Here is a 25,825-nt window from a genome sequence, read left to right on the forward strand (position 1 = left end):
GTCCGAGTCTCCCTGGCGCGCCCGGGGAGACTCGGACAAGCGCTCTACTTCGCGGCCTGCGGGTCAGCTCTCCGACTGGCCGCCGCGCGTGCGGCGGCGGTTGCGGTTCCGACGGCGGCGCTGGCCGCCCTCGTCCTCGCTGGACGCCGGGCGCTCGCCCGACGTGGCGCCGGAGTGGTCGCCGGTGGTCGCGGCGCCGCCGTCGGGCCGGGACGTCGAGCGCGGCGCGCCGTGCGAGCCACCCTGCCGACCGCCCGAGCGAGGACCGCCGGAGCGGGCGCCGCCCGAGCGGGAGCCGCTGTTGCGCTTGCCGGTCTCGCCCAGGTCCTCGACGTCCTCGGCGTCCAGCCCCGCGAGGTGCTGCGCGGACCGCGGGAGGCGGCCCTTGGTGCCCTCGGGGATGTTCAGGTCGGCGAACAGGTGCGGCGACGTGGAGTACGTCTCGACCGGCTCGGGGTACCCGATCTCGAGCGCCTTGTCGATGAGCGACCAGCGTGGCACGTCGTCCCAGTCCACGAAGGTGACGGCGGTACCGGTGTTGCCCGCGCGGCCGGTGCGGCCCACGCGGTGCAGGTAGATGCGCTCGTCCTCGGGGCACTGGTAGTTGACCACGTGCGTGACGTCCTCGACGTCGATGCCGCGGGCGGCGACGTCGGTGGCGACGAGCACGTCGATCTTGTTGTTGCGGAAGGCGCGCAGCGCCTGCTCGCGGGCGCCCTGGCCCAGGTCACCGTGGATCGCGCCGGCGGCGAAGCCGCGCGTCTGCAGCTCCTCCGCGACCTTGGCTGCCGTGCGCTTGGTGCGCGCGAACACGATGCTGCGGCCGCGGCCCTCGGACTGGAGCAGGCGCGCCAGCACCTCGACCTTGTCCAGGGCGTGGGCCCGGTACACGACCTGCTTGATGTTCTTGACGGTCGCGCCCTCGTCGTCCGGCTCGGCGGCGCGGATGTGCGTGGGCTGCTTCATGTAGCGGCGGGCCATCGAGACGACGGCGCCCGGCATGGTCGCGCTGAACAGCATCGTGTGCCGCTGCGCGGGGGTGCGGGCCAGGATCTTCTCGACGTCGGGCAGGAACCCGAGGTCGAGCATCTCGTCGGCCTCGTCGAGCACCACCGTCGCCGCGCGGAGCAGCGTGAGGTGGCCCTGGTTGAGCAGGTCGATCATGCGTCCAGGCGTGCCGACGACGACGTCGACGCCGGACTTCATGGCCTCGATCTGCGGCTCGTACGCACGGCCACCGTAGACCTGCACGATGCGGACGTTGCGCTTGGCGGACGCCGTACCCAGGTCGTTCGCCACCTGCACGGCGAGCTCACGCGTGGGGACCACGACGACGGCCTGCGGCTTGCCGGGGGCGACGAGCTGGTCGTAGCCGGGCTCGCCGGGGGCGACGACGCGGTGCAGCAGCGGCACGCCAAAGCCGAGCGTCTTGCCGGTACCGGTCTTGGCCTGGCCGATGATGTCGTGCCCGCTCATCGCGACGGGCAGCGTCATCGCCTGGATGGGGAACGGGTGGGTGATGCCCGAGTCCTTCAGCGCCTCGACGATCTCGGGGCGGACGCCGAAGTCGGCGAACGTCACGTTCTGCGCCTGGATGGCGGACGGACTGGAGTAGTCGGGCCCCGAGCCGGTCGTCGGCTCGGGGCTTGTCTCAGTGACCGCGTCTGCGGCCGGGGTGTCTGTGGTAGTCACTGGCGCCTTCATCTCTAGCGGCGCGGTGGGCCCTCATGGCCCGGCGATCGCGCCTTCGTGCGGCAGCCGATCGTGAAAATCATCGCGCGCCGGGAATGACCCAGGCTGCGCGTCCTGTCGGGGCGGCCTCATGGGAGAGGCCGGAGCACAGGCTCGGGGGTCGGAACGTGACGACCGGGCAACCGATGTACGGCCTTCATGGTACGCGCACGATGTTTCCGGGTGGTTAGCGAAACGGGTTGCGGGACCCCGTTAGTAATGAACGCCACGTGGCGGACGGCGCAGACTGGTGCGCCGTCCGCCACGTCGTGACGGGTACAACCAGGCTCAGACCGCGCCGAAGCCGACCTTGCGCTGCTCCTCGGAGCCGATCTCGACGTAGCCGATCGCGGCGCCGGGGACGATCACGCGGCGGCCGCGGGTGTCGGTGAGCTCGAGGGGGCCACCCGTCAGGGCCTTCTTGACGGCCGTCGCTACGGCGTCCGCGCTCTCGTCCGTCTCGACCATGACCTCGCGCGGCAGGTTCTGCACACCGATGGTGACGTCCACTTTTACTCCAGTTCGGTCGGGGATTGCGCCGGGCACCCGGGGGTCCGGGGTCCCGGCCAGACGATCCTAGTCACGCTCCGGGGCCATCTGCCCGTCGTTTCGCCGTGAGCCGACAGCGGGCAGGGCGCGCCGGCGGCGCGGGCGCAGTCGGCCTGTGGACGAATTCATGGGCGGGCGGGGGCGTGCGTGGCACCATGGTCGGCGTGAGCAGTCCGACGTCCCCCAGGCGCGCCAGCAGGCACGCCCGCGGGGACGTGCCCGCCGGCCTCCTGTCCGAGGGGCTGGCGGCGGGTCGGTCAGCCGCCCGGAAGGTCAAGCGCGGGGCGGCGCGGAACCCCAGGCGCGCGCTGGCCGCGGTGAGCCTGTGTCTCGCGGTGGGCCTCGGCGGGGGCATCGCGGCGACCATGTCGACCGAGCCGGACGCGTCGGCGGCGGTGGTGGTCGGGGCGGTCGAGGACAGCCTGGGCGCCGAGGCGGGCGCCGCGGTGCGGAACGCGTACGAGGTGGCCAGGTCCGGCAACCGCACGTCGCCGCCCGCGCCGGACGGTTCGGCGGAGAGCGCGGCGGACGCCGATGCGGGAGCCGACGCCGTGTCGGGGACCGGTGCCGGTGCCGACGCGGGCGGAGCGGCGGAGCCGCTCGCCTCCGCCCTCCCGTCGCCGCCGGCCGCGGCAAGCGGGCCGTCCACTGCGAAGTCGGCGCCGCCGTCGCCCAGCCCTCGGCCCAGCCCCAGCTCAGCCCCCGGCCCGACGCCGGAGCCCGGCTCCGGCCTGCTCGGCACCAAGGTCACGGTCGAGCCGGAGCTCTCCGGCCGCCTCGTCGTGGCGCGCGGGTCCCGGCCGGCGCCCGCCGAGGGCAAGGTCTGGCGGGTCCAGATCGCCGTCGAGAAGGGCCTGCCGGTGGACCGTCGGGCCTTCGCCGAGGCCGTGCTGGCCACCCTGAACGACCCGCGCGGCTGGAACGGCGCGGACGGCTCGACGTTCGCCTGGACGGACTCCGAGAAGTACGACGCGAGGGTGGTGCTCGCGAGCCCGGGCACCACCGACGAGCTGTGCCTCCCGCTCGACACGATCGGCGAGCTGTCGTGCGGCATCGAGGAGACCGCGGTGCTGAACTTCAAGCGCTGGGCCACGGGTTCCCGGGCCTGGAAGAACATCGGCCACTACCGGCAGTACCTCGTGAACCACGAGGTGGGACACGTGATCGGGTACCACCATGACCTGTGCGCCGGCGAGGGTGAGCACGCGACGATCATGGTGCAGCAGAGCACGACCACGAGCGGCTGCATCCCCGAGGAGTGGCCCGCACCGCACGCGGACTGACCGCGCTCCTGACCGGACGAACCGGGCATTCGCGACAGCCCCGCGCGGGGCGCCGGGGAGTGTCAGTGGCTCGTGGTTCGATCGTTCGCGTGACACCGACCCTCGCCCTCGCACCTCGGCTGGCGCCGCCCGGAAATCGTCCCGGCGGCGCCGGTTCCGTGCCGCTCGACGACAGCCAGACGACCGCCGTCGAGACGGCGCTCAGCCGTCGCGCCACGCTGGTCCTCGGCGCGCCCGGGTCGGGCAAGACCACCGTCACCTGTGAGGTCGCCGTGCGGGCGCTCGCCGCGGGCGTGCGGCCGGAGCGTGTGCTGGTCCTCGCGTCGTCGCGCCGTGCCGCGGCCCGCCTGCGGGACGAGGTGGCTGCCCAGGCCGGGCGCACGGTGGGCGCGCCGATGGTGCGGACCGCGTCGTCGGCGGCCTTCGCCGTGCTCCACAAGCGTGCCGCGGCGCTCGAACAGCCAGCCCCCACCCTGGTCTCAGGTCCGGAGCAGGACCTGGTGCTGGCCGAGCTGCTCGCCGGGCACGTCGCGGGAGAGGGGCGGCCGCTCGCTCTGCCCGCCGGTCTGCCGGAGGAGTCCCTCGGTCTGCGCGGTCTGCGCCAGGAGCTGCGTGACCTGCTGATGCGCGCCGCTGAACGCGGCCTCGGCCCGGTCGAGCTGGACGAGATGGGGCGCACGAACGACCGCCCCGAGTGGGTGATGGCCGCACAGATCTACGAGGAGTACCTCGACACGATGGCGCTGCGGCTCGCCACGCCCGACGCCGGGCCGCGCTACGACCCGGCCGTCGTGATCGACGAGGCGGCGGAGTCCCTGCGCTCGTGGGAGGACGAGGTGCCGGGCATGCCCCGGCCGACCTGGGACCTGGTGGTGGTGGACGACTACCAGGAGGTCACCGCGGCCACGGTCCGGCTCCTGCGCGTGCTGCACGACGACGGCGCGCGCCTTGTGCTGCTGTCCGACCCCGACTCCGCGGTCCAGACCTTCCGCGGCGCCGCTCCGGGACTCACCGGCCGGGCCGCGGCGCCGGCCGGTGCCGGTCGCGCCTTCGGAGCCTTCGATGCCGAGACCGTGGTGCTGGGCACGGTCTGGCGGCAGTCGCCGGAGCTGCGCGCCGTGACCCGCTCGGTGACGAACCGGATCCCGGTGTCGGCGAGCGCGCTGCACCGGCGCGCGACGGCGCCAGTGGCGGAACCGGTTGAGGCAGACACCGCGGAAGCCGGCGCCGGGTCGCCGCCGCCGGTACAGGTGGCGGTGCTCTCGGGCGCGGCCCAGGAGGCCGCCTGGATCGCGCGCGAGCTGCGGGCCGAGCACCTGCTGCGCGGCACGCCCTGGGAGCGGATGGCGGTGATCGCGCGCAGCGGCACCCGGCTGGGTGCCCTGCGGCGCGAGCTGGTGTCGGCGTCGGTGCCCGTGGCCCTGCTCGGGTCGGACCTCCCGCTGCGCGACGAGCCCGCCGTGGCGCCGCTGCTGGCGGCCGTCAAGACCTGCGCGGGCGCGCCGCGCGGGAGCCTGGAGGCGCTGATCGCCGAGGAGCTCGACGGTGACGAGGCCCTGCTCGACCCGGAGACGGCGGCGCTGCTGCTCATCTCTCCGATCGGCGGGCTGGACGCCGTGGCACTCCGCCGGCTGCGCCGCGCGCTGCGGTCCGAGGAGCTGTCGGCCGGCGGCGGCCGCACGTCGGACGCGTTGCTCGTGGAGGTGCTCGCGGACCCGGCCCGCGCTGCCCTGTTGCCGACCCAGGTCCGGCGCGGGCCGCTCGCCGTGGCGCGTGTGCTCGCCGCCGGCCGGGAGGCGGCGGGTGAGCCCGGCGCCACGGCGCAGACGGTGCTCTGGGCCGTATGGGCCGCTACCGGCCTGGCCGAGCGCTGGAGCGCCGCCGCTCTCACCGGAGGCCCGGCGGGCCTGCGGGCCGACCGCGACCTCGACGCCGTGCTCGCCCTGTTCCGCGCGGCGGAGACCTTCGTGGACCGGATGCCCGGCGCGCCGGTCGCCGCGTTCGTCGACTACCTGGACTCGCAGGACCTCCCGGCCGACTCCCTGGCGGCGTCGGCCCAGGGTGCGGGCTCCGTGGAGGCACTCACGCCTCCGGGCGCGGCGGGGCGCGAGTGGGACGTGGTGGTCGTAGCCGGTGTGCAGGACGGCGTGTGGCCCGACCTGCGGCTGCGCGACTCGCTGCTCGGCTCGCAGGCGCTGGTCGAGCTCGTCGCGGGCCGGTCCGAGGACGGCCGGGTGGTCGGGTCGGAGGCCAGGCGCCAGGTCCTGACGGACGAGCTGCGCGCCTTCGCGGTCGCGGTCTCGCGCGCCCGGCGTCGCCTCCTGGTCACCGCCGTGGAGGACACGGAGGAGGCGCCCAGCGTGTTCTGCGACCTCGTGTCCCCGCGGAACGACGGCGGCGACGGTCCGGACCCGCGGCGGGTGCCGGTCGGGCCGCCGCTCGACCTGCGCGGTGTGGTGGCCGCGGCCCGGTCGGAGCTGGTGCGGGTGTCGGCGTCGGCAGCGCAGGCGGCATCAGCGGTGCAGGCCTCGGGTGAGCGTCCGGCGGCAGGTGACCGACCGGCGTCCGGCGACGAGCCCGGGGCTGCGCTCCTCGCGGACCTCGCGGCGGCGGGCGTCGCCGAGGCCGACCCGAGCACCTGGTACGGCGTGGCCGGCGTCTCGAGCGAGGTGCCGCTGTGGGGCGCGCAGGAGACGGTGACCGTGTCGCCGTCGAAGGTCGAGACGGTGACCACCTGCGCCCTGCGCTGGGCGTTCGAGGCGGCGGGCGGCACCAAGCCGGACGCCACGCACCAGACCCTCGGCACCCTGCTGCACTCGATAGCGCAGAGCCACCCGAAGGGGTCGCTCACGGACCTGAAGAGGGAGCTGGACCGGCGCTGGCCGGAGCTCGCGCTGCCGGACGGGTGGCCGTCGCTGCAGCTGCGCAAGCGGGCCGAGCGCATGGTCGAGCGACTGGCCGACTACCTCGCCGACTCGGGCGAGCCGCTCCTGATCGAGGCCGACTTCGACCTGGAGGTGGGCCGCGCCCGGCTGCGCGGCCAGGTCGACCGCGTCGAGGACGCAGGCGACGGCAGCGTGACCGTGGCCGACCTCAAGACCGGCAAGACCGCGGCCAGCAAGGACAAGGCGGCCGAGAATCCCCAGCTCGGCGCCTACCAGCTCGCCGTCGAGGAGGGCGCGCTCGACCTGCCGGAGGGCACGGTCAGCAAGGGCGCGAGCCTCGTCTACGTCGGCACCGAGACGGTGTCGGCGAGCGTCCGGAACCAGCCCGCCCTGGTCCCGGACGAGGACGGCAACAGCTGGGCGCGCGACACCGTCGAGGGCGCCGCCGACACGATGGCCGCCGCACGGTTCGCGGCCCGGAACAACGACCTGTGCGAGGTGTGCGCGGTGCGGCGATCCTGCCCGCTGCAGCCCGAGGGACGAAAGGTGGTCGAGTGACCGAGCCCGAGATCCGGCTGTCCGCGCGCGCGATCGCACGCCTGCTCGGCCGCCACGAGCCCACCGACGAACAGATACGCATCATCGAGTCGCCCCTGGAGCCCACACTCGTCGTCGCGGGCGCCGGCTCCGGCAAGACCGAGACCATGGCAGCGCGCGTGGTCTGGCTCATCGCCAACAAGCTGGTCCAGCCGCAGCAGGTGCTCGGCCTGACCTTCACGCGCAAGGCGGCGGGCGAGCTGACGCAGCGCGTGCAGACCCGGCTCGCGCAGCTGGGCCGCGCGCTGGGCGAGGAGTCGGGCGAGGCGCTGGCCGGCCTGGACCTCGACCGCCCCACCGTCGCGACCTACAACGCGTACGCCGCGTCCCTGGTGGCCGACCACGGCCTCCGTCTCGGCGTCGAGCCCAGCGCCCGCCTCCTCGGCCAGGCCGAGCAGTGGCAGCTCGCCTCCCAGGTCGTGGAGTCCTGGGACGAGGACCTCGGCACCGACAAGGCCGTCAGCACCGTCACCGGTGCCGTGGTCGCGCTGTCCGGCGCGCTCGGCGAGCACCTCGTCGATCCCGCCGACGCGCGGGACCGCCTCGTCGAGATGGCCGAGCACCTCGAGTCCGTCCCGCTCGGCCCGCGCCAGAAGAAGCGCACCAAGGACGTCGACAAGCTCATCAGCTCGGTCGCCGAGCGGGCGCGGTTCGTGGACCTCGTGGTCGAGTACCGGCGTCGCAAGCGGATCGCCGAGACGCTCGACTTCGGCGACCAGGTCGCTTTCGCCGCGCAGCTCGCCCGAGAGGTGCCGCTCGTGGGCGCCGCCGAGCGGGCGCGGTTCGAGGTCGTGCTGCTCGACGAGTACCAGGACACCTCCTACGCGCAGGTTGAGCTGCTGTCCGGCCTGTTCGGCGGCGGGCATCCCGTCACCGCCGTCGGCGACCCGCACCAGTCCATCTACGGGTGGCGCGGCGCCTCCGCGGCGGGCCTCGCCCGCTTCCCCGGCCGCTTCCCGCGCGACGACGGCGTCCCCGCCTCCGTGCACTACCTGTCGACGTCCTGGCGCAACGACGCCGCCGTCCTGACCGCCGCCAACGTGGTGTCGGGCCCGCTGCGCTCGCGGACGGGGGCCGGCACGAACGTCGAGGTCCCGCCGCTGGACCTGCGGCCCGAGGCGGGCGCGGGCGTGGTGTCGGCGTACGTCGCCTCCACCCTGGAGGAGGAGGCCGACGCCGTCGCCGAGTGGGTGGCGGAGCGCTGGCGCTCGGGCGCGCACCCGGACGGGCGGTCCACGGCGGCCGTCCTCTGCCGGGCGCGTGCGCAGTTCCCGGCCATCGAGGTGGCCCTGCGCCGCCGGGGCCTCCCGGTCGAGGTGGTGGGCCTGGGCGGCCTGCTGTCCACACCCGAGGTGGTCGACGTCGTCGCGCTGCTCCAGGCCGCCCACGACCCGTCGCGCGGCGACTCCCTGCTGCGCCTGCTCACGGGCCCGCGCCTCAACCTCGGCGCGTCGGACCTGCACGCCCTGGGCTCCTGGGCCGCCGACCTGGCGCGGCTGGACGACCCCCGCCGCGCCGCGGCGGCCACACCGGTCGACGGCGGCAAGGACGGCGGCACGGACGACGACCCGGATGACGACCCCCGCGTGGTCGAGGGCGACGTCTCCGACCACCGCTCGATCGTCGACGCGCTCGACGACCTCCCGCCGGTGGGCAGGCCGGCCCGCGACGGTCGTGTCCTTTCCGAGGACGCGCACCGCCGGCTGGCAGCGCTGGCCCGGCTGCTCCGGGACCTGCGTGGCCTCACCTACCTGTCGCTGCCCGAGCTGGTGGTCCAGGCCGAGCGGGCCCTCGGGCTCGACGTCGAGGCGGCCACCGCGGCGGCCCTGGCGAGCGCCGGGGTCGGGGGAGCAGTGAGCGACCGCGGGCGCGAGCACCTCGACGCCTTCCGCGACGTCGCGGCGTCGTTCGCGCAGTCGTCGGACACGGCGACGCTCGGCGCGTTCCTCGCCTGGCTCGGCGTCGCCGGCGAGAAGGAGCGCGGCCTCGACATGCCGGTCCACGAGCCCGACCCGGACGCCGTCCAGGTCATCACCGCGCACGCCGCGAAGGGCCTGGAGTGGGACTCGGTGGCCGTGGCGGGCCTGGCCGACGGCGCCTTCCCCACGTGGGACCGTGGTTCGCGCTCGGGGGAGGCGTCGTCGGGCTGGCTGTCGGACCTCGGTGAGCTGCCCTACCACCTGCGGGGCGACGCGGACGACCTGCCGAGCTTCGCCTGGGAGCGCGCCTCGGACACCAAGGACCTGGTCGCCCTGCGGGACGAGTTCAAGCTCGAGTGCGGCGAGCACCGCCTCGCCGAGGAACGCCGGCTGGCGTACGTCGCGTTCACGCGCGCCCGGCGCGAGCTCTTCCTGACGGCCTCGTGGTGGGGCACGGCGAGCCGCCCGCGCGGCGTCTCCCCGTTCCTCGCCGAGCTGGCCGACGCCGGGCTCGTCAGCACCGACCTCTGGGCGCCCATGCCCGAGCCGGACGCCGAGAACCCGCGCAACGCCGAGGAGCTCACGGCGGCCTGGCCCGCGCCGGACGGGCGTCAGGACCAGAGCGAGGGCGCAACCGGGCAGGACACGGCCGGCGGGCAGCACCCGACCGCCCGCGACGTCCTGCGCGCCACGGCCGCTCTGGTGGATGGGGCGGCGGAGGACCGCCTGGTCGCGCTCGCCGCCCTCGGACTGCCGGCCGACGCGCTCACGGCGCCGCGCGGCGTCCTCACCGACGCGGCGGGCCACGACCTCGTCGACCTCGCCCGCATGCTCCTGGCCGAACGGGACCGGCACGCCGACCGGGAGGTCGCGTTCCCGGCGCACGTATCGGCGTCGGGCCTCGTGCGGCTCGCCGCGGACCGCGACGCGTTCGCGCTGCAGCTCCGGCGCCCCGTGCCGGTGCAGCCGACCGTGCACGCCCGGCGGGGCACCAGGTTCCACGAGTGGGTCGAGCAGTTCTTCACGTCGGCCACGCTGCTCGACGTCGACGACCTGCCCAGCGCCGAGGACGACGATCTCCCGGAGGACACGGACCTCGACAAGCTGCGGGACACTTTCCTGGGATCCGAGTGGTCGGCCCGCACACCCATAGCTGTCGAGGCCGACGTCGAGACGCCGGTGGCCGGCGTCATGCTCCGCTGCCGCATGGACGCCGTCTTCCGGGACCCGGCCACTGGGCCGGACGCCGTCGTGGTGGTGGACTGGAAGACCGGCCGCGAGCCGCTCGACGCCGCGGCGCGCGCGGCCCGTGAGGTCCAGCTCGCCGTGTACCGGCTGGCGTGGTCCCGCTGGACGGGCCTGCCGCTGGACCAGGTCAGCGCCGCGTTCTACTACGTCGGCTCGGACACGACGGTCCGCCCGGACCGCCTCCTCGACGAGACGGAGCTGGAGGCGCTCATCCTGGGCACATAGCGACGGCCCTACGCGCCCTCCTCGAGGGTTGCCTCGTCCAGGTCCTCCAGCATCGACGTCGCGTCCTCGACCACCTCGGGCAGCCGGTGCCGGACGCCGTGCAGCAGCCACCGGGCGAGCGCCAGCTCGCCCACGAGCATCGCGCGCTCCGCGAGGCGCGGGTCGCTCAGCTCGGTGCGGCGCAGCTGGTACGCCTCCATGATCGAGTCCACGGCCTCCAGCGGCGCCGCGGCGATGAGCCAGGCGAGATCGTCGGCGGGGTCGGCTACGCGGGCCTCGGCCCAGCCCGAGACCGCCACGACCCGCTGCCGATCCACGAGAAGCTGGTCGGGCGCCAGGTCGCCGTGGGCCACGACGGGCCTGAACTTCCAGAGCGACACGTCCTCCAGCGCCGCCTCCCACCGCCGCAGCAGCGTCGGGGGCACCCGCCCGGTCTTCGCCGCCTCGTCGACCTCGGTGAGCCGGCGCTCGCGGTACTCGGACGCGGTGTAGCTGGGGAGCCCGCACGTCTCCACGACCGACGTCGGCAGCTCGTGGATCGCGGCGATGGCCCGGCCCAGATCGGCGGCCAGGCCGGGGCCCGGCTGCAGCGACTCGACGTCGAGGTTGCTGCCGATGATCCGCCGGTGCACCACCGCCCGGCCGCCCTCCGGCAGCAGCGCGTAGCCCGCCACCTGCGGCACCACGAACGGCAGCACGCCCGTGTCGATGTAGAGCCGGAGCGCGTCGAGCAGCTCGATCTCGGCCTCCAGGGCCGCGCCCGCCACCGTGGTGCGCGGCGCGCGCACCACCCACTCCTGGTCGTCCTGACCGGTGACGACGGCGACGTCGTAGTCGCCGGCGAGGTCGCCGACGCGGACCGACTGGGCGTCGAGACCGGGTACGGCGGCGGTCGAGAGGGCGGCGAGAGCGAGGGGCGTGCGGGACACGTGCTCACCGTATTGCAGTGTCCGCGGCGCCAGGGCACAGGGCGGGGGTGTGTCCCCGCTCCCGCTGCTCGCTCGTGGCCGTGCGCGGCCGTGCGCCAGCGCGATGCCCGGGACGGGGTGTAGCGGCGGGACTACTGTCGTGCCCGTGCCAGCTCTCGACCTCCCCTTCTCCCGTGCCGCCCACGACCGCGCCGCACACCGGCGCGCCGAGCCCCGCCTCGTCGACGACCTCCGCAAGGAGCCGGGCACCCGGATGCTGGTGCTGCGCGGGAGCCAGGTGGCCACGGTCGGGCAGCGGGTCGCGCTGTTCGCGCCGGACGACGTCGCGCACCTCGCCTTCAGCACGCACCTCTTTCTCGGGGAGGCCGACGGCGTCGCCTACCTCGCGGCGATCCTGCCCGAGCCCGGCCCCGAGTCCGAGCACACGCCGGAGGCCGACCCCGGCCCCGACGTCGACTGGGCCGCGATGCGCGCGCTCGACGTGCCCGACCTGGAGCAGGGTCTCGCCGTCGAGGCCTTCGCCCTGGCCCAGTGGCACGCGGCGCACACCCACTGCCCGCGCTGCGGCGCGGCGACCGAGGTGACCAAGGGCGGCTGGGTCAGGCACTGCCCCGTCGACGGCTCGGACCACTTCCCGCGCACCGACCCCGCGGTCATCATGGCGATCACCGACGCCGACGACCGCCTGCTCCTGGCGCGCGGCCCCGAATGGGGCGCGGGCCGCCGCTCGGTGCTGGCCGGCTTCGTCGAGCCGGGCGAGGGGCTCGAACAGGCGGTGGCCCGCGAAACCATGGAGGAGGTCGGCGTCACCGTCGACCCCGCGTCGATCGAGTATCGCGACAGCCAGTCGTGGCCGTTCCCGGCGTCCCTCATGCTGGGGTTCCGTGCCCGCGCGACAACCACGCGGCTCGTGCTGCAGGAGGACGAGATCGCCGAGGCCGGCTGGTTCAGCCGCGAGCAGTTCGCGACGGCGCTGGCCGACGGCACCCTGAGCTCGTACGGCCGGAACTCGATCGGGCGGTCCCTGATCGAGGAGTGGTTCGGCGCCTCGCTCGGCGGCTGACGTCGCGCGCGTCAGGCGGGGGCGGGCAGGTGAAGGGACGCCGTGCCCTCCACGAGGGCGTGCAGGACCGTCGCGGCGCCGTGCTCATGGATCGTGCCGGTGACGCGCTTGGCGAGAGCCTTGACCGGTTCGGGGGCGTGTCCCATCGCGACGCCGTGCGCCGCCCAGGCGAGCATCTCCCGGTCGTTCCAGCCGTCACCGATCGCGACGGTGTGTGCGGGGTCGACGCGGAGCAGGCCTCGGACCGTGTCGAGGGCTGTCGCCTTCGACAGGCCGGGCGCCGTGACGTCGATCCAGCTCTGCGCGTCGGGGGTCGCCGTGACGCCGAGGTCCCGCAGCGGCTCGACCAGGCGGGTGACGTCGGGTCCGGCCAGGATCGCGCGCGTGCCCGGAGCAGCCCACAGCTCGTCGACGCGCCGGACGACGCGCTGCTCGCCGTTGACCTCCGCGGGGTCGAACTCGCGCGTGACGAGGTAGCCCCACCCGACGACCTCGATGGCGATCCGCACGCCGGGGATCCGGTCGAGAGCGAGCCGCACCACGGGGCCGACATCGAACGTGTGCTGCTCGTGCAGGACGTACTCGCCGGGCGCGTCCGGGGCCAGCCGCGCGGTGACGGCGCCGTTGGAGACGACCACCCACCCGTCGTCGAGGCCGAGGCTCTTCGCGACCGGCAGTGCGCCGGTCAGGGAGCGCCCCGTGGCCAGGACGACGTGATGGCCGGCCGCGCGTGCCGCCGCCACGGCGCGGGCGGTGACCAGGGGAACGTCCATGCCGCTGTCCAGGAGGGTGCCGTCGATGTCCAGCGCGACCAGGTACGGGCCGGGTCCGGTCAGTGTGTGCTGCCTCGCGTTGCGCCCAGTCCTCATGGTCCTCGTCCCCTCGCATCGCCGGCTCCTCGCCCGTGCCCGGGCGCACCGCTTCCCACTGTGGCGGGTGACAAAGCGGCGATGTGACACACTTTGTGTCACAAAATCCCAATTGACCTGCTAGGACCTGTCGGACATAACGCCGTAGGCCGTAGGGTGCAGATGCCCGCTACCTGTGCCAGCAAGGGACGACGAGATGACTGACGACGACTCCATCGGTCGCCGGATCGCGCACCACCGCAAGGCGCGCGGGGTCACCCAGATCGCCCTGGCGCAGGACGCCGGAGTGAGCGCGTCGCTGCTGCGCAAGATGGAGCAGGGATCGAGGATTGCCTCCCAGCCGGTGGTCGCCGCCCTGGCCCGCGCCCTCCACGTCGACAGCACGACGCTCACCGGACAGCCGTACGACCGCGAGGGCCCCCGCCCGGACCGTGTCCACACGGCCATGCCCGACCTGCGGCGCGCCCTGGCGTACTGGGACCTGTCCTCGGAGCTCGGGACGGTTCCGCGCCAGCCGGCGGAGCTCGCGCGCGACGCCGCGGAGATCGCCACGCTGTACCAGCTCGACCGGAACTTCGAGGTGGCCCAGCGGCTGCCGCCGCTGCTGATCGAAGCGTTCGCCATGGTGCACGACAGCGCCGAGGACCAGCGGGACGTCCTGTTCGACGCGCTGACGGGCATGTTCTACGCCGCGCACGCCGTCACGTACCAGGCCGGCTACGAGGACCTCTCGACGATCGTCGAGGACCGCATAGCCTGGATCGCCACGCAGTCGGGCGACCCGGTGATGAAGGCCTTCGCGAGCTGGGTACGCACCACGTCCTTGATGCGGCTGGGCGCGTACGACGCCGGGCTGCGCATCCTCGAGAAGTCCCTGGCCGAGGTCGATCCCGGGTCGCAGGAGCGTCCGGCCGCGCTCCGCATGGTGGGGTCGCTCCACCTGCGGTCGGCGATCCTCGCCGCCCGCGCCAACCGGGCGGACGACGCCGTGGCGCACGTCGCCGAGGCTCGTCAGGCCGCGAGCCACACGGGTGCGGACACCGACAACGACTGGCGCAACCTGGCGTTCGGGCGCACCAACGTGGAGATCCACGCGGTGGCGTCGGCTGTCGAGTCGGGCGACGGCCCTCGTGCCCTGGCCCTGGCCGACGACCTGCGCTTCTCCGACGACGTCGTCCGGCGGCTGCCCATCCGGGTGGGGCACCATCACATGGACGTCGCGCGGGCGCAGCTCTGGCAGGGGCGGACCGACAGCGCGCTGCTGAGCCTTGAGAAGGCGAAGAAGCTCGCGCCGCAGCAGACCCGACGCCACCCGACCACCCGGGAGGTGACCCGGGTGCTCGTCCGCGCGCATCGTCGCGCGAACGAGCCGCTGGCCAGGTTCTCCGCCTGGCTCGGCTCCGACCTGGACTGGTAGGACCGACGTGGACCGGTAGGTCCGAGGCGCCGGCAGGCGGGGGCCTGGGTCAGACCGCCAAGGCCTGCTTCACCTGGGCGAGGCTCGGGTTGGTCGCTGCCGAACCGTCCGGGTACACCACCGTCGGAACCGTCTGGTTGCCGCCGTTGACCTGCTCCACGTACGCGGCGGCCGCCGGGTGCTGCTCGATGTCGATGACCGTGTAGTCGATGCCCTCCGAGTCGAGCTGCGTGCGCAGCCGACGGCAGTAGCCGCACCAGGTGGTCGAGTACATCAGGACCGTGCCGTCCGCGGGGGCCGGCGTGGGGAACGACGTGGTCGACTCGGACATCTGTGCTCCTTGTCAGTGGGTGCTGCGAGAATCGCAGACGATGCTCACCCAGACCAACTCAGCCGACGGTTCGAATCATCCTGGACCGATGAGCCCCGACGCGATCCTGACCGCCCTGGACCCCGAGCAGCGCGAGGTGGCCCTCGCGCTCAACGGGCCGGTGGTGGTGCTCGCCGGCGCGGGCACGGGCAAGACGCGCGCCCTCACGCACCGCATCGCGTACGGCGTCCGCATCGGCGCGTACAAGCCGACCAGCGTGCTGGCCGTGACGTTCACGGCCCGCGCGGCGGGGGAGATGCGCACGCGGCTGCGCGAGCTCGGCGTCCAGGGGGTGCAGGCCCGCACGTTCCACTCCGCCGCGCTGCGCCAGCTCGGCTACTTCTGGCCACGCGTCGTGGGCGGCGCACCGCCGCGCCTGCAGGAGTACAAGGCGCAGCTCGTCGCGGAGGCGGCGCGGCGCCTCGGCCTCAGCGTCGACCGGGTGGCCGTCCGCGACCTGAGCAGCGAGGTCGAGTGGGCGAAGGTCTCGCTCGTCACGGCCGACGACTACGAGAAGGCGGTGCTCGCGACCGGCCGCGAGGCGCCGTCGGGCTACGACACCCAGACGGTGTCCCGCCTCATCACGGCGTACGAGGACGTGAAGACCGAGCGGGGCGTCATCGACTTCGAAGACGTGCTCCTCATGCTCGCGGACATGCTGAACAGCCACAAGATCGTCGCCGACGAGGTCCGCTCGCAGTACCGGCACTTCGTCGTGGACGAGTACCAGGACGTCTCGCCGCTGCAGCAGTTCCTGCTGGACCAGTGGCTCGGCGGGCGCAAGGAGCTGTGCGTGGTCGGCGACCCGTCGCAGACCATCTACTCCTTCACCGGCGCCTCCCCGCGCCACCTCCTTCAGTTCCGGCGCACCTACCCGGAGGCGCAGGAGGTCCGCCTCGTGCGCGACTACCGCTCCACGCCCCAGGTCGTGAACCTCGCCAACCAGGTGCTGAAGCGCGCGGGTCGCGGCGGCGGGGCGCACCAGGCGCTGGAGCTCATAGCGCAGCGCAAGCCCGGCCCGCCCGTCACCTTCATGGCGTACGACGACGACGAGGCCGAGGCCAAGGGCGTCGCCACCCGGGCCGCGCGCCTGATCACGTCGGGCGTCAAGCCGAGCGAGATCGCCGTGCTGTACCGCACCAACGCCCAGTCGGAGGCCTTCGAGGCCGCGTTCGCCGACGCCGGCGTGGGCTACCTGGTGCGCGGCGGCCAGCGGTTCTTCCAGCGCAAGGAGGTGCGCGACGCGATAGTGCTGCTGCGCGGCGCCGCCCGCTCCGCGGACCCGGAGCTGCCCATGCCGGACCAGGTGCGCGACATCCTCGCCGCCGCCGGCTGGGCCGACCAGCCCCCAGCCGCGCGCGGCGCCGCCCGGGAGCGCTGGGACGCGATGCAGGCACTCGTCTCGCTCGCCGACGACCTGGCGGCAGCCGGGACCCCGGAGGACCCCGCGACGATCGCCGCGCTCGTCGCCGAGCTCGACGAGCGCGCCGCCGCGCAGCACGCGCCCACGGTCGAGGGCGTCACGCTCGCCTCGCTGCACGCCGCGAAGGGTCTGGAGTGGGACGCCGTCTTCCTCGCGGGGATGAGCGAGGGCCTCATGCCCATCTCGCTCGCCGAGACCGACGACGCGGTCCACGAGGAGCGCCGGCTGCTGTACGTGGGCATCACCCGCGCGCGCGAGCACCTGGAGGTGTCGTTCGGGCGCTCGCGGAACCCGGGCGGGCGCGCCACGCGCAAGCGCACCCGGTTCCTCGACGGGCTCTGGCCCGACGACGCCCGCGCGCCCCGGGCCCGCGCCGTGCAGAAGGACCAGGCCCGCGCGCTGCTGACGGGCGAGCACGACGTCGCGCTCTTCGACGCCCTGCGCGACTGGCGGCTCGAGGTGGCCCGGGAGACGGACAAGCCCGCCTACACGGTGCTCACCGACGCCACGCTGGCGGCCATCGCCGAGATCCGACCTTCGGGCATAGCCGAACTTGCTCGCGTGAACGGCATCGGGCCCGCGAAGATCGACAAGTACGGCGCCACGATTCTCGCGATCGTGTCGAGTGCACCGGGTTCCTGAACGGTCTTTCAGGTGGTCGGGCGAGGGAACTTTCGGGGGATCCGGGGCCGCCCGGGATGGCTGTCCAGGGAGCCGTCGCGGGACTGACGAAAAGATTCTCAAGAAAGTTTGGAAAAAGAGTTGGCTCGCCACGGCGGCCCGGCATAGTGTTCATACGTCCCTGACAGCAGTGGGCGAGGCCGAGAAGGTCTGGCCCGGATTCGAGTGAGGAGGTGGGTGCATTGGAGATGAACATGATTCCGCAGACGGATCTGCAGGTGTGCAAGCACGTGCTCGGCTACGAGCCCGTCCCGGCTACCGGCGCAGCTCTGTCTTTCCGCGCGCGCACTCACCGCGGAGGCAACAAGCCGTCCGCTCTCGCACCCGACTCCGCATCTCCAGGAGACTCGCCGGTCTAACGACCGAAGAGATCCAGGCCGCGGAGTCCACCTAGGACCCGCGGCCTTTAATTCTTGTCCGGAAGACCGACCCCACGAGGGCCGGCCGGCAGGGATCTAGCCCGGGGTCCTGTTCCCCGAACGTTCACCGACGACGTGCATCCATACAGGACACAGGAGACAACCGTGCGCCTCACTGCGCTCCTCGACACTCTTCCCCAGGGCGGCTCGGGCCCCTGGGACCCGCCTCAACACCCCGCCACGAGCGGGACCGGTTCGGACTCGGCGGAGTTCAACCGACTGATGGACACGCTGCTGCCGTGCCGTACCAACGACCCGGAGCTGTGGTTCGCCGAGCACAGCACGCAGGTGGAGCAGGCCAAGGCGCTCTGCCGCACGTGCCCCCTGATGGAGGGCTGCCTCGCCGGCGCCCTCGAGCGCAACGAGCCCTGGGGTGTCTGGGGCGGCGAGGTGTTCGTGGACGGCGTCGTCGTTGCCCGCAAGCGTGGCCGTGGCCGGCCGCGCAAGTCGGAGAACGTCGCCGCCGCCTGACCCGCATCGTTGAGTGCGGGCTATTTGTTGAGCCAGCCGGTCTCGAACAACAAATAGCCCGCACTCAACGCGGCAGGCGTCAGGCCGGGAGGGCCACGCATCCGCAGCGCGGGTGTGGGTCCGCCGGGTGAGCTCGGGGGAGTCCCGCCGGGAGAGAGATCTCCAGGCACGCACCGACGGCCGCGGGCCGGTGCCCGTCCAGCTGGGCGAGCACCTGGCCCGCGGCCGTCGCCGCTGCCACGGCGGCGAGCGTCGCCTCGTGCGTCGGCTCCGGCGTCTTGCGGAGCTGCGCGGCGAGCGCCGGCCACTCCCGGTCGGCGTCGGCGCGCGCGAGGTCCACGCAGCTCACGCACGCCGACCGGCCCGGCCGGACGAACGGGCCCACCACCATGTCGGCCTCCCGCACCACCACCGGCAGGTGCGGCACCCCGAGGCCGAGGAGCCGCTGGTACCGCGCCGGGTGCGCGGCATGCGGCTCGGTGACGACCACGACGTCGAGATCGGTCGGGTCGAGCCCCGGACCGCCCGCCCCGCTGTCGTCCACCCGGACGGCCACCCGCGGCGAACGCTCGGCGAGGAGCGACCGCACGGCGCAGTCGCGGGCCTGTCCGACGTCGACGGGGCGCAGCCCGCCCAGCCCGACGTCGGTGACCTGCACCGGCAGCGGGTCGTGCAGCACCAGACCGCCGACCCCCGCCGTCGCGAGATGCAGCGCGACGGCCGTCCCCAGCCGCCCGAGGCCGACCACGCCCACCGCCCGCTGCGCCCGGTCGGCGAGCGTGGCGAGTCCCGCGCCGTCGGGCCGCAGCATGCCGAGGACCGTCGCGTCGGCGGCGCCGTCGGCCGGGGCGGTCACCGCCCCCACCGTCCCCGGCACCGGGACCAGCACGCCCGCGCGGAACAGGGCGGTCATGATCTCGTCGCGCCGCTCCGCCGGCACGCCGCAGCGCGCCGCCGACTGCTCGACCGTCACGTGCCGCCGTTCGGCGATCTCCTCGAGCCACGTCTCCTCGGCCGGCGTGAGACCCGACAGCACGAAGGACCACCGCGGGTCGGATCCGCACTGCATCTGGCCGCCGCCGCGGCTGAGCACGGGCGTGCCGGGCCGCAGCCGGAGAAGGGGAGCGCGCGTCATGCCGACAACCTTGCCCGACGGCGTCGCCCGCCCCAGGCGCTCGTCCACAGTTCCAGAGGTATATCCAAAGCATCGCGCGGACCGGAAGTTCCCGTGTGCGCCGATAGCCAAATGGACGGCGCACCGCTTGCCGACCCGGTTACGGTGACACTATGAGCGACCAGCACCAGCCCGGCGATACTCCCCAGTCGTGGGAGGAGATGCTGCGCTCCATGCTCGGCGACGGCGCAGACGAAGTGATGGCCGAGATGCGCGAACGGGGCATCGACCCGACCGCCCTCGGCGGACAGCCCGACCCCGTGATGATGCAGTACGCGCTGGCCCAGGTGCAGAAGATGCTCTCGGCCGAGGGCACCGGACCGGTCAACGCGGACGTCGCGCACGACGTCGCGCGCCAGGTGGCGGTCAGCGAGGGCGACCCCTCGCTGACGGGCAAGCAGGCCAAGGACGCCACCGACGCGCTGGCCGTGGCGGAGCTCTGGCTCGACGCGGTCACCGACCTCCCGCCCGCGGGCGGGACGAGGCACGCGTGGAACCGGTCCGAGTGGGTCGAGGCCACGCTCCCCGTGTGGAACGAGCTCGCGGCGCCCGTCGCCTCCTCAGTCTCCGACGCGCTGGCCACCGTGCTGCGCGACCAGCTCCCCGAGGGCATCGACGACGGCGAGGCCATCCCCGGGATGCCCGCCGGCGTGCTGCACGGCCTCGGCGGCTCGATCGACCCGGCCCAGATGATGCGCAGGCTCGGCTCTGCGGTGTTCGGCATGCAGGTCGGCCAGGCCGCGGGCACGCTCTCGCGCGAGGTGTTCGGCGCCACCGACGTCGGTCTGCCGCTGCTCGACAGCCCCGACACGGTGCTGCTGCCCACCAACGTGGCCGCGTTCGCCGACGGACTGGACGCCCCGCTCGAGGAGGTGCGGCAGTTCCTCGCGGTCCGCGAGGCCGCGCACGCCCGGCTGTTCACCCACGTCCCGTGGCTCCGGTCGCACCTGCTGTCGATAGTGGAGCGCTACGCGCGCGGCATCACCATCGACCTCGACGCGCTCGAGGCGCAGGTGCGCGACATCGACCTCGCCGACTCCGACGCGCTGCGCAGCGCCCTGTCCGGTGGGGTGTTCGGGCTGCAGAACACGGACGAGCAGAAGGCAGTGCTCCTCAACCTGGAGACCACGCTCGCACTGGTCGAGGGCTGGGTCGACGAGGTCAGCGCCGTCGCCGCGCTGCCGCACATCCCGCACGCCATCCCGCTGCGCGAGATGATCCGCCGCCGCCGCGCCGCCGGCGGTCCCGCCGAGCAGACGTTCTCGACCCTGGTCGGCCTGGAGCTGCGGCCGCGCCGGTCGCGCGACGCCGCGACCCTGTTCTCGATAGTGGCCCGCGCCCAGGGCACAGCGGGGCGCGACGCCGTGTGGGACCACCCCGACCTGCTGCCCGGCACCCGGGACCTCGACGACCCGTCGGGCTACCTGGTGCGCCGCGAGGCCGCGGAGACCGAGCACGCCGACGTGGACGCGGCGCTCGCGGAGATCTTCGGCGAGGAGGAGGGCCCCACGGACGAGCCCACCGACGGCCCCACCGGCCAGGCCAAGTAGTCCCGGCCTCAGTCGTCCTCGTCGTCGGACGTGAGCTGCCCCGGGTCGTCCTGCGAGAACGACGCGCCCTCGAGGAACCCGCGCGCCCGGTCGGTCCTGGGGTAGACCTCGAGGATCTTCCAGAACTCCGGGCCGTGGCCTGCGTGCAGCAGGTGCGCGAGCTCGTGCAGCAGCACGTAGTCGAGCACCCAGGACGGCATGCCCTGGACCCGGGTGGAGATGCGGATGGAGCCGTCCAGCAGCGTGCACGACCCCCAGCGCCGGCCCTGGTTCGACGACCACCGCACGCTCGACGGCAGGGCCGTGCCGTCGAGATACTTGGCGGAGAGCTCGCAGGCGCGGTCCATCAGCTCCTGGTCGGACGGACGGCGGCGCCGTTCCTTGTCCTCGAGCCGGGCTACCATCTTGGCCACCCACTCTCGTTCCTGAGCCCGAGAGAAGCGCGCCGGAATCGCGACGATGGTTCGTCCACCGTCGCGATATGCGCTCACCGTGGCGGTGCGACGGCGGCTCCGGCGCACCTCCACGGACGTCAAGGCGTCGTGGGCCACGGAACGACCGTAGCGTGTTATCGGCGCGACGTGGGGTATAACACACCGTTCGAGTGGAAATTCTTTGCACGACGGCGTATTGGTTGCCGGGATGCGAACGGGTACCCGCGCCGCCGTCGGGCAGCTTTCACGGAACCCTCAGTCAAGTGAGGAATGATAGGCCGGTGACCGATATGCGCGACCGCCAGCATGCCCACCCCGAGCCGTCGCCGTTCGAGCCTGGGCCCGGCACGGAGCGGCCCGAGGTCGCACCGATCACGCGCCGCACGGTGACGCTGGGTGTGTCCTTGCTGGCGACAGCCGTCCTGGCCGCGGTGGCGCTCGTGGTACCCACGCCGTACGCGATGCGCTCGCCCGGGCCGACCGAGGACACGCTGGAGCGGAACCTCATCCAGATCGAGGGCGCGCGCACCTACGAGTCCACGGGCCAGCTCCGCCTGACGACGGTCTCCGTGCTGGGCGGGCCCGGCTACCCGATGATGTCGGGGCAGGTGATCCAGGGCTGGCTCGACCCGCGGCGCTCGGTGCTCCCGGTGGAGGCGATCTTCCCCGAGGCGACCACCCAGGAGGAGCAGCAGGAGGTCAGCCAGGCCGAGATGGTCACGTCGCAGGAGTCGGCCACGGCGGCCGCGTTGACGGAGATCGGGTACGACGTGCCCGCCGTCCTCGACGTCGAAGGGACGGAGCCGGGCTCCGGTGCCGAGGGCAAGCTCGAGAAGGGCGACGTCATCGACGCGTTCCAGGGCGAGCCCGTCGGCACCTACGCGGACCTGATCGACGGGCTCGCGGAGACGAACCCGGGCGACAGCGTGACGCTCGGCGTGCAGCGCGGCCAGCGCCGGATGGACGTCGACGTCACCACCTCGGGCAACGGGGAGCGGGCGGTGCTCGGCGTCTTCATCGACCCGCACTACGACTTCCCCGTTGACGTCTCCATCGAGATCGAGAACATCGGCGGGCCCAGTGCCGGCACCATGTTCGCGCTCGGCATCATCGACAAGCTCACCCCCGAGGACGAGGCGAACGGCAAGATCATCGCCGGCACCGGCACGATGAGCCCCGAGGGCACCGTGGGACCGATCGGCGGCATCGAGCAGAAGCTGTACGGCGCCGTCCGGGACGACGCCGAATGGTTCCTCGCCCCGGCGGGCAACTGCGACCAGGTCGTCGGCAACGTGCCCGCCGGGCTGAACGTGGTCAAGGTGGCGACTCTGGCCGAGGCGCGCGACGCCGTCGAGCAGATCGGGCGGGGCGACGGTGCAGACCTGCCGACGTGTCCGTGACCTGCCCGCCCACTTGTTGACCCTGTGTTGCACATCTGGAGGATGTGGGAACCTTGTGTCGGGAACCTTGAGCAGAGCCTGGCCGTTCCACCTGGGTACGGCCCAACCATTTGATGACGTGAGGTAACGCAGTCGTGTCCTTCGCCGCAGCACCTCGCCGCCCTTCCGGCGGCGCCTCCCGAGCCCGACGACGCAGTCCGTTGGGGGTGGCGATCGTCGCGGTCGCCATCGTGATCGCAGCCCTGCTCCTCCTCGCCCAGTTCTGGACCGAGGTGATGTGGTTCGGCCAGGTCGGGTTCTCCCGGGTGATCTGGACCGAGTGGGGCATGCGCGCGGCCCTGTTCGCCGCCGGCTTCCTGATCATGGGCGGGGCGGTGTTCTGGTCGTTCACCGCGGCCTACCGGTCGCGCCCCATCTACGCGCCGAGCACGCCCGAGCAGGCGACGCTCGACCAGTACCGCGAGGCCGTCGAGCCCCTGCGCCGGGTGGTGATGATCGCCGCGCCGGTCCTCGTCGGATTCTTCGCCGGCGTCGCGGCCTCGGCGCAGTGGCGCACGGTGCTGCTGGCGTTCAACAGCGAGCCCTTCGGTCAGAACGACCCGCAGTTCGGCATGGATCTCGGGTTCTTCGTCTTCCTGCTGCCCGCGCTGCGGTTCACCGTCGGGTTCCTGATCTCGGTGGTGATCATCGCGGGCATCGCCGGGCTGATCACGCACTACCTGTACGGCGGGCTCCGGGTCGGGCCCGCCGCGGCCGGCGGTCCCCGGACCACCACCGCCGCGCGCGTCCACCTGGCCATCGTCGGCGCGGTGCTCCTGCTGCTCTTCGCCGCCAACTACTGGCTCGACCGGTATTCGATCCTGACGAACGCAGGCGACCGGTTCGACGGCGCCTCGTACTCCGACGTGCACGCTGTGATCCCCGCCAAGGGCATCCTCACCGTGGTCGCGATCTTCGTCGCCGCGCTGTTCATCGTCACGGCGTTCCGCGGCGACTGGCGCCTGCCGGCGATCGGCGTCGGCCTCATGGTCGTGTCCGCCATCGCCATCGGCGGCATCTACCCCGCCGTCGTGCAGCGCTTCCAGGTGAACCCGAACGCGCAGGAGCTGGAGGCCGAGTACATCCAGCGCAACATCGACGCGACGTTGTCGGCGTTCGACATCGACAGCGTCGAGAAGGAGCAGTACGACGCCACGACCCAGGCCGAGGAAGGCGCGCTGCGGTCGGACGCCGACACCGCCGCGTCGATCCGCCTGCTGGACCCGCAGGTCGTGTCGCCGTCGTTCCGCCAGCTCCAGCAGAACAAGCAGTACTACAACTTCAACGACTCCCTCTCGGTCGACAAGTACGACATCGACGGCAAGTCCCGCGACACCGTGATCGCGGTGCGCGAGCTCAACCTCGACGGCCTCGGCCAGGACCAGCGCAACTGGGTCAACGACCACACCGTGTACACGCACGGCTACGGCGTCGTCGCCGCGTATGGCAACCAGCCCGGCCCGGACGGCCGGCCGGCCTTCTTCGAGGGTGGCATCCCGTCCCAGGGCGCCATCACCGACATGGAAGGCAAGTACGAGCCGCGCATCTACTTCAGCCCCAGCACCGACACCTACTCGATAGTGGGGGCGCCCGATGGCACCAAGCCGTGGGAGCTCGACTACCAGGCGGACGACGCGGAGGACGGCGGCCAGGTCAACACGACCTTCACCGGTGACGCCGGGCCGAGCGTCGGCCCGTTCGGCAGCAAGCTGCTGTACGCGCTGAAGTTCGGCGAGGAGCAGCTCCTGTTCTCCGACCGCGTGACCAGCGAGTCGCAGATCCTGTACGACCGCGACCCGCAGCAGCGCGTCAGCAAGGTCGCCCCCTGGCTCACCCTCGACAACCGGGTCTACCCGGCGGTCGTGGACGGCCGCGTGAAGTGGATAGTCGACGCGTACACCACCAGCGACGCCGTCCCCTACTCGTCGTCGACGCCGCTCGACGAGGCGGTGGCCGACACCCTCACCACGCAGCAGGGCGCTCCCGTCGCGCTGCCGGAGGAGGTCAACTACATCCGCAACTCGGTCAAGGCCACCGTCGACGCCTACGACGGCTCGGTCGACCTGTACGCGTGGGACGCCGACGACCCGATCCTCAAGGCCTGGACCAACGTCTTCCCGGGGTCGGTCAAGCCGATGGAGGAGATCTCCGGCGACCTGATGAGCCACCTGCGGTACCCGGAGGACCTGTTCAAGGTGCAGCGCACCCTGCTCAGCCAGTACCACGTGACGGACTCGGCCGAGTTCTTCTCGGGCCAGGACTTCTGGAACAACCCGACCGACCCGACGTCGGAGACCTCGCCCCCGCCGCTGCAGCCGCCGTACTACCTGACGCTGAAGATGCCGGGCCAGGACGACCCGTCGTTCTCTCTCACGTCGACCTTCATCCCGGGCGGTAACACGGACCGCGAGGTCCTCACCGGCTTCCTCGCCGTGGATGCCGATGCCGGGAACAAGGACGGGACCAGATCCGAGGACTACGGCAAGCTACGCCTGCTGGAGCTCCCACGAGATACGACCGTGCCCGGCCCCGGCCAGGTGCAGAACAACTTCGACTCGAACCCGACGATCTCCGAGCAGCTGAACATCCTGGAGATTGGTGCGTCGACGGTGCGCCGCGGCAACCAGCTCACCCTTCCCGTGGGCGGCGGTCTGCTGTACGTGCAGCCGGTGTACATCCAGTCGACCGGCGGCACGCAGTTCCCGCTGCTGCGCAAGGTGCTGGTCGCGTTCGGTGACGACATCGGCTTCGCCGACACGCTCGACGAGGCGCTGGACCAGGTGTTCGGCGGCAACTCGGGCGCCCAGGCCGGCGATGCGGGTACCGCCCAGGACGAGGCGCCGACTGCCCCGCCCACCGGTGAGGGCGAGCCGGGCACACAGCCCACGCCCGCGCCGAGCGGTGAGCCCAGCACGGAGCCGGGCACGGGCGGGGCGCCGAGCAGCGAGCTCGACGCGGCGCTGCAGGACGCGGCCCAGGCCATGGAGGACGCCAACGCGGCGCAGCGGGAGGGTGACTGGGCCGCCTACGGCGACGCGCAGGACCGCCTGCAGCAGGCGCTCGAGGACGCCATAGCCGCCGAGCAGGCGCAGGAGGGCTCGGCGGGGTGACGCCCGCCGCGCGCTGAGCGCGCGGTAAGCGTCGGCAAG

At 73.2% G+C, this 25,825-nt stretch carries 17 protein-coding genes; 10 read left to right on the forward strand and 7 right to left on the reverse strand.

The annotated features are described in order from the left end of the window. Positions 1 to 63: 63 nt before the first annotated feature. Positions 64 to 1,692: a DEAD/DEAH box helicase gene (locus ACFT2C_RS04935; protein WP_377205897.1), complete on the reverse strand. Its 1,629-nt coding sequence runs from the start codon at positions 1,690 to 1,692 to the stop codon at positions 64 to 66. 327 nt (positions 1,693 to 2,019) lie between these two features. Further along, positions 2,020 to 2,241, reverse strand: coding sequence for a DUF3107 domain-containing protein (locus tag ACFT2C_RS04940; RefSeq protein ID WP_377205898.1), 222 nt, complete (start codon positions 2,239 to 2,241; stop codon positions 2,020 to 2,022). 203 nt (positions 2,242 to 2,444) lie between these two features. On the opposite strand from ACFT2C_RS04940, the gene ACFT2C_RS04945 reads away from it, so the two are divergent. The 3 genes from ACFT2C_RS04945 to ACFT2C_RS04955 all read left to right on the forward strand — a co-directional run bounded on the left by ACFT2C_RS04945 (position 2,445) and on the right by ACFT2C_RS04955 (position 10,437). Continuing rightward, positions 2,445 to 3,563, forward strand: coding sequence for a DUF3152 domain-containing protein (locus tag ACFT2C_RS04945; RefSeq protein ID WP_377205899.1), 1,119 nt, complete (start codon positions 2,445 to 2,447; stop codon positions 3,561 to 3,563). A gap of 158 nt (positions 3,564 to 3,721) precedes the next feature. Next, positions 3,722 to 7,006 carry an ATP-dependent helicase gene (locus ACFT2C_RS04950; protein WP_377206071.1) on the forward strand — a complete coding sequence of 1,095 codons (3,285 nt, stop codon included), beginning with the start codon at positions 3,722 to 3,724 and terminating at the stop codon, positions 7,004 to 7,006. Then, positions 7,003 to 10,437, forward strand: a complete 3,435-nt coding sequence (locus ACFT2C_RS04955; protein WP_377205900.1) for a UvrD-helicase domain-containing protein — start codon at positions 7,003 to 7,005, stop codon at positions 10,435 to 10,437. Before ACFT2C_RS04950 ends, ACFT2C_RS04955 begins: the two co-directional genes overlap by 4 nt. Positions 10,438 to 10,445: 8 nt before the next feature. Here ACFT2C_RS04955 and ACFT2C_RS04960 read toward each other — a convergent pair whose 3' ends face one another. After that, positions 10,446 to 11,366 carry a macrolide 2'-phosphotransferase gene (locus ACFT2C_RS04960; RefSeq protein WP_377205901.1) on the reverse strand — a complete coding sequence of 307 codons (921 nt, stop codon included), beginning with the start codon at positions 11,364 to 11,366 and terminating at the stop codon, positions 10,446 to 10,448. Positions 11,367 to 11,511: 145 nt separating this feature from the next. On the opposite strand from ACFT2C_RS04960, the gene nudC reads away from it, so the two are divergent. Continuing rightward, positions 11,512 to 12,429, forward strand: a complete 918-nt coding sequence (gene nudC / locus ACFT2C_RS04965; protein WP_377205902.1) for an NAD(+) diphosphatase — start codon at positions 11,512 to 11,514, stop codon at positions 12,427 to 12,429. An 11-nt stretch (positions 12,430 to 12,440) separates the two neighbouring features. Here nudC and ACFT2C_RS04970 read toward each other — a convergent pair whose 3' ends face one another. Next, positions 12,441 to 13,265: an HAD family hydrolase gene (locus ACFT2C_RS04970; protein ID WP_377206072.1), complete on the reverse strand. Its 825-nt coding sequence runs from the start codon at positions 13,263 to 13,265 to the stop codon at positions 12,441 to 12,443. 229 nt (positions 13,266 to 13,494) lie between these two features. Here ACFT2C_RS04970 and ACFT2C_RS04975 point away from each other — a divergent pair, with 229 nt between their 5' ends. Next, the gene (locus tag ACFT2C_RS04975) at positions 13,495 to 14,715 is read left to right on the forward strand and encodes a helix-turn-helix domain-containing protein (RefSeq protein ID WP_377205903.1); all 1,221 of its coding nucleotides are present in this window, start codon (positions 13,495 to 13,497) and stop codon (positions 14,713 to 14,715) included. Positions 14,716 to 14,764: 49 nt separating this feature from the next. On the opposite strand, the gene ACFT2C_RS04980 is transcribed toward ACFT2C_RS04975, so the two are convergent. Further along, a complete protein-coding gene (locus ACFT2C_RS04980) occupies positions 14,765 to 15,046 on the reverse strand; it encodes a mycoredoxin (RefSeq protein WP_377205904.1) in 282 nt (93 codons plus the stop codon). Between the two features lie 88 nt (positions 15,047 to 15,134). Here ACFT2C_RS04980 and ACFT2C_RS04985 point away from each other — a divergent pair, with 88 nt between their 5' ends. Continuing rightward, a complete protein-coding gene (locus tag ACFT2C_RS04985) occupies positions 15,135 to 17,150 on the forward strand; it encodes an ATP-dependent helicase (RefSeq protein WP_377205905.1) in 2,016 nt (671 codons plus the stop codon). 563 nt (positions 17,151 to 17,713) lie between these two features. Further along, positions 17,714 to 18,079, forward strand: a complete 366-nt coding sequence (locus tag ACFT2C_RS04990; protein ID WP_377205906.1) for a WhiB family transcriptional regulator — start codon at positions 17,714 to 17,716, stop codon at positions 18,077 to 18,079. Positions 18,080 to 18,158: 79 nt separating this feature from the next. On the opposite strand, the gene ACFT2C_RS04995 is transcribed toward ACFT2C_RS04990, so the two are convergent. After that, on the reverse strand, positions 18,159 to 19,214 hold the full coding sequence (locus tag ACFT2C_RS04995) for a TOMM precursor leader peptide-binding protein (protein ID WP_377205907.1): 1,056 nt from the start codon (positions 19,212 to 19,214) through the stop codon (positions 18,159 to 18,161). 152 nt (positions 19,215 to 19,366) lie between these two features. Here ACFT2C_RS04995 and ACFT2C_RS05000 point away from each other — a divergent pair, with 152 nt between their 5' ends. After that, positions 19,367 to 20,803, forward strand: a complete 1,437-nt coding sequence (locus ACFT2C_RS05000; protein WP_377205908.1) for a zinc-dependent metalloprotease — start codon at positions 19,367 to 19,369, stop codon at positions 20,801 to 20,803. Between the two features lie 8 nt (positions 20,804 to 20,811). On the opposite strand, the gene ACFT2C_RS05005 is transcribed toward ACFT2C_RS05000, so the two are convergent. Beyond that, positions 20,812 to 21,354: a SprT-like domain-containing protein gene (locus ACFT2C_RS05005; protein WP_377205909.1), complete on the reverse strand. Its 543-nt coding sequence runs from the start codon at positions 21,352 to 21,354 to the stop codon at positions 20,812 to 20,814. A gap of 173 nt (positions 21,355 to 21,527) precedes the next feature. On the opposite strand from ACFT2C_RS05005, the gene ACFT2C_RS05010 reads away from it, so the two are divergent. Beyond that, entirely contained in the window at positions 21,528 to 22,637 is a 1,110-nt protein-coding gene (locus tag ACFT2C_RS05010; RefSeq protein WP_377206073.1) for a PDZ domain-containing protein, read from the forward strand. 134 nt (positions 22,638 to 22,771) lie between these two features. Beyond that, on the forward strand, positions 22,772 to 25,786 hold the full coding sequence (locus ACFT2C_RS05015; RefSeq protein WP_377205910.1) for a UPF0182 family protein: 3,015 nt from the start codon (positions 22,772 to 22,774) through the stop codon (positions 25,784 to 25,786). Positions 25,787 to 25,825 lie beyond the last annotated feature (39 nt).

Origin of the sequence: Promicromonospora sp. NPDC057138 (assembly GCF_042670845.1) — a bacterium.
In the GTDB taxonomy this organism is placed as follows: Bacteria; Actinomycetota; Actinomycetes; order Actinomycetales; family Cellulomonadaceae; genus Promicromonospora.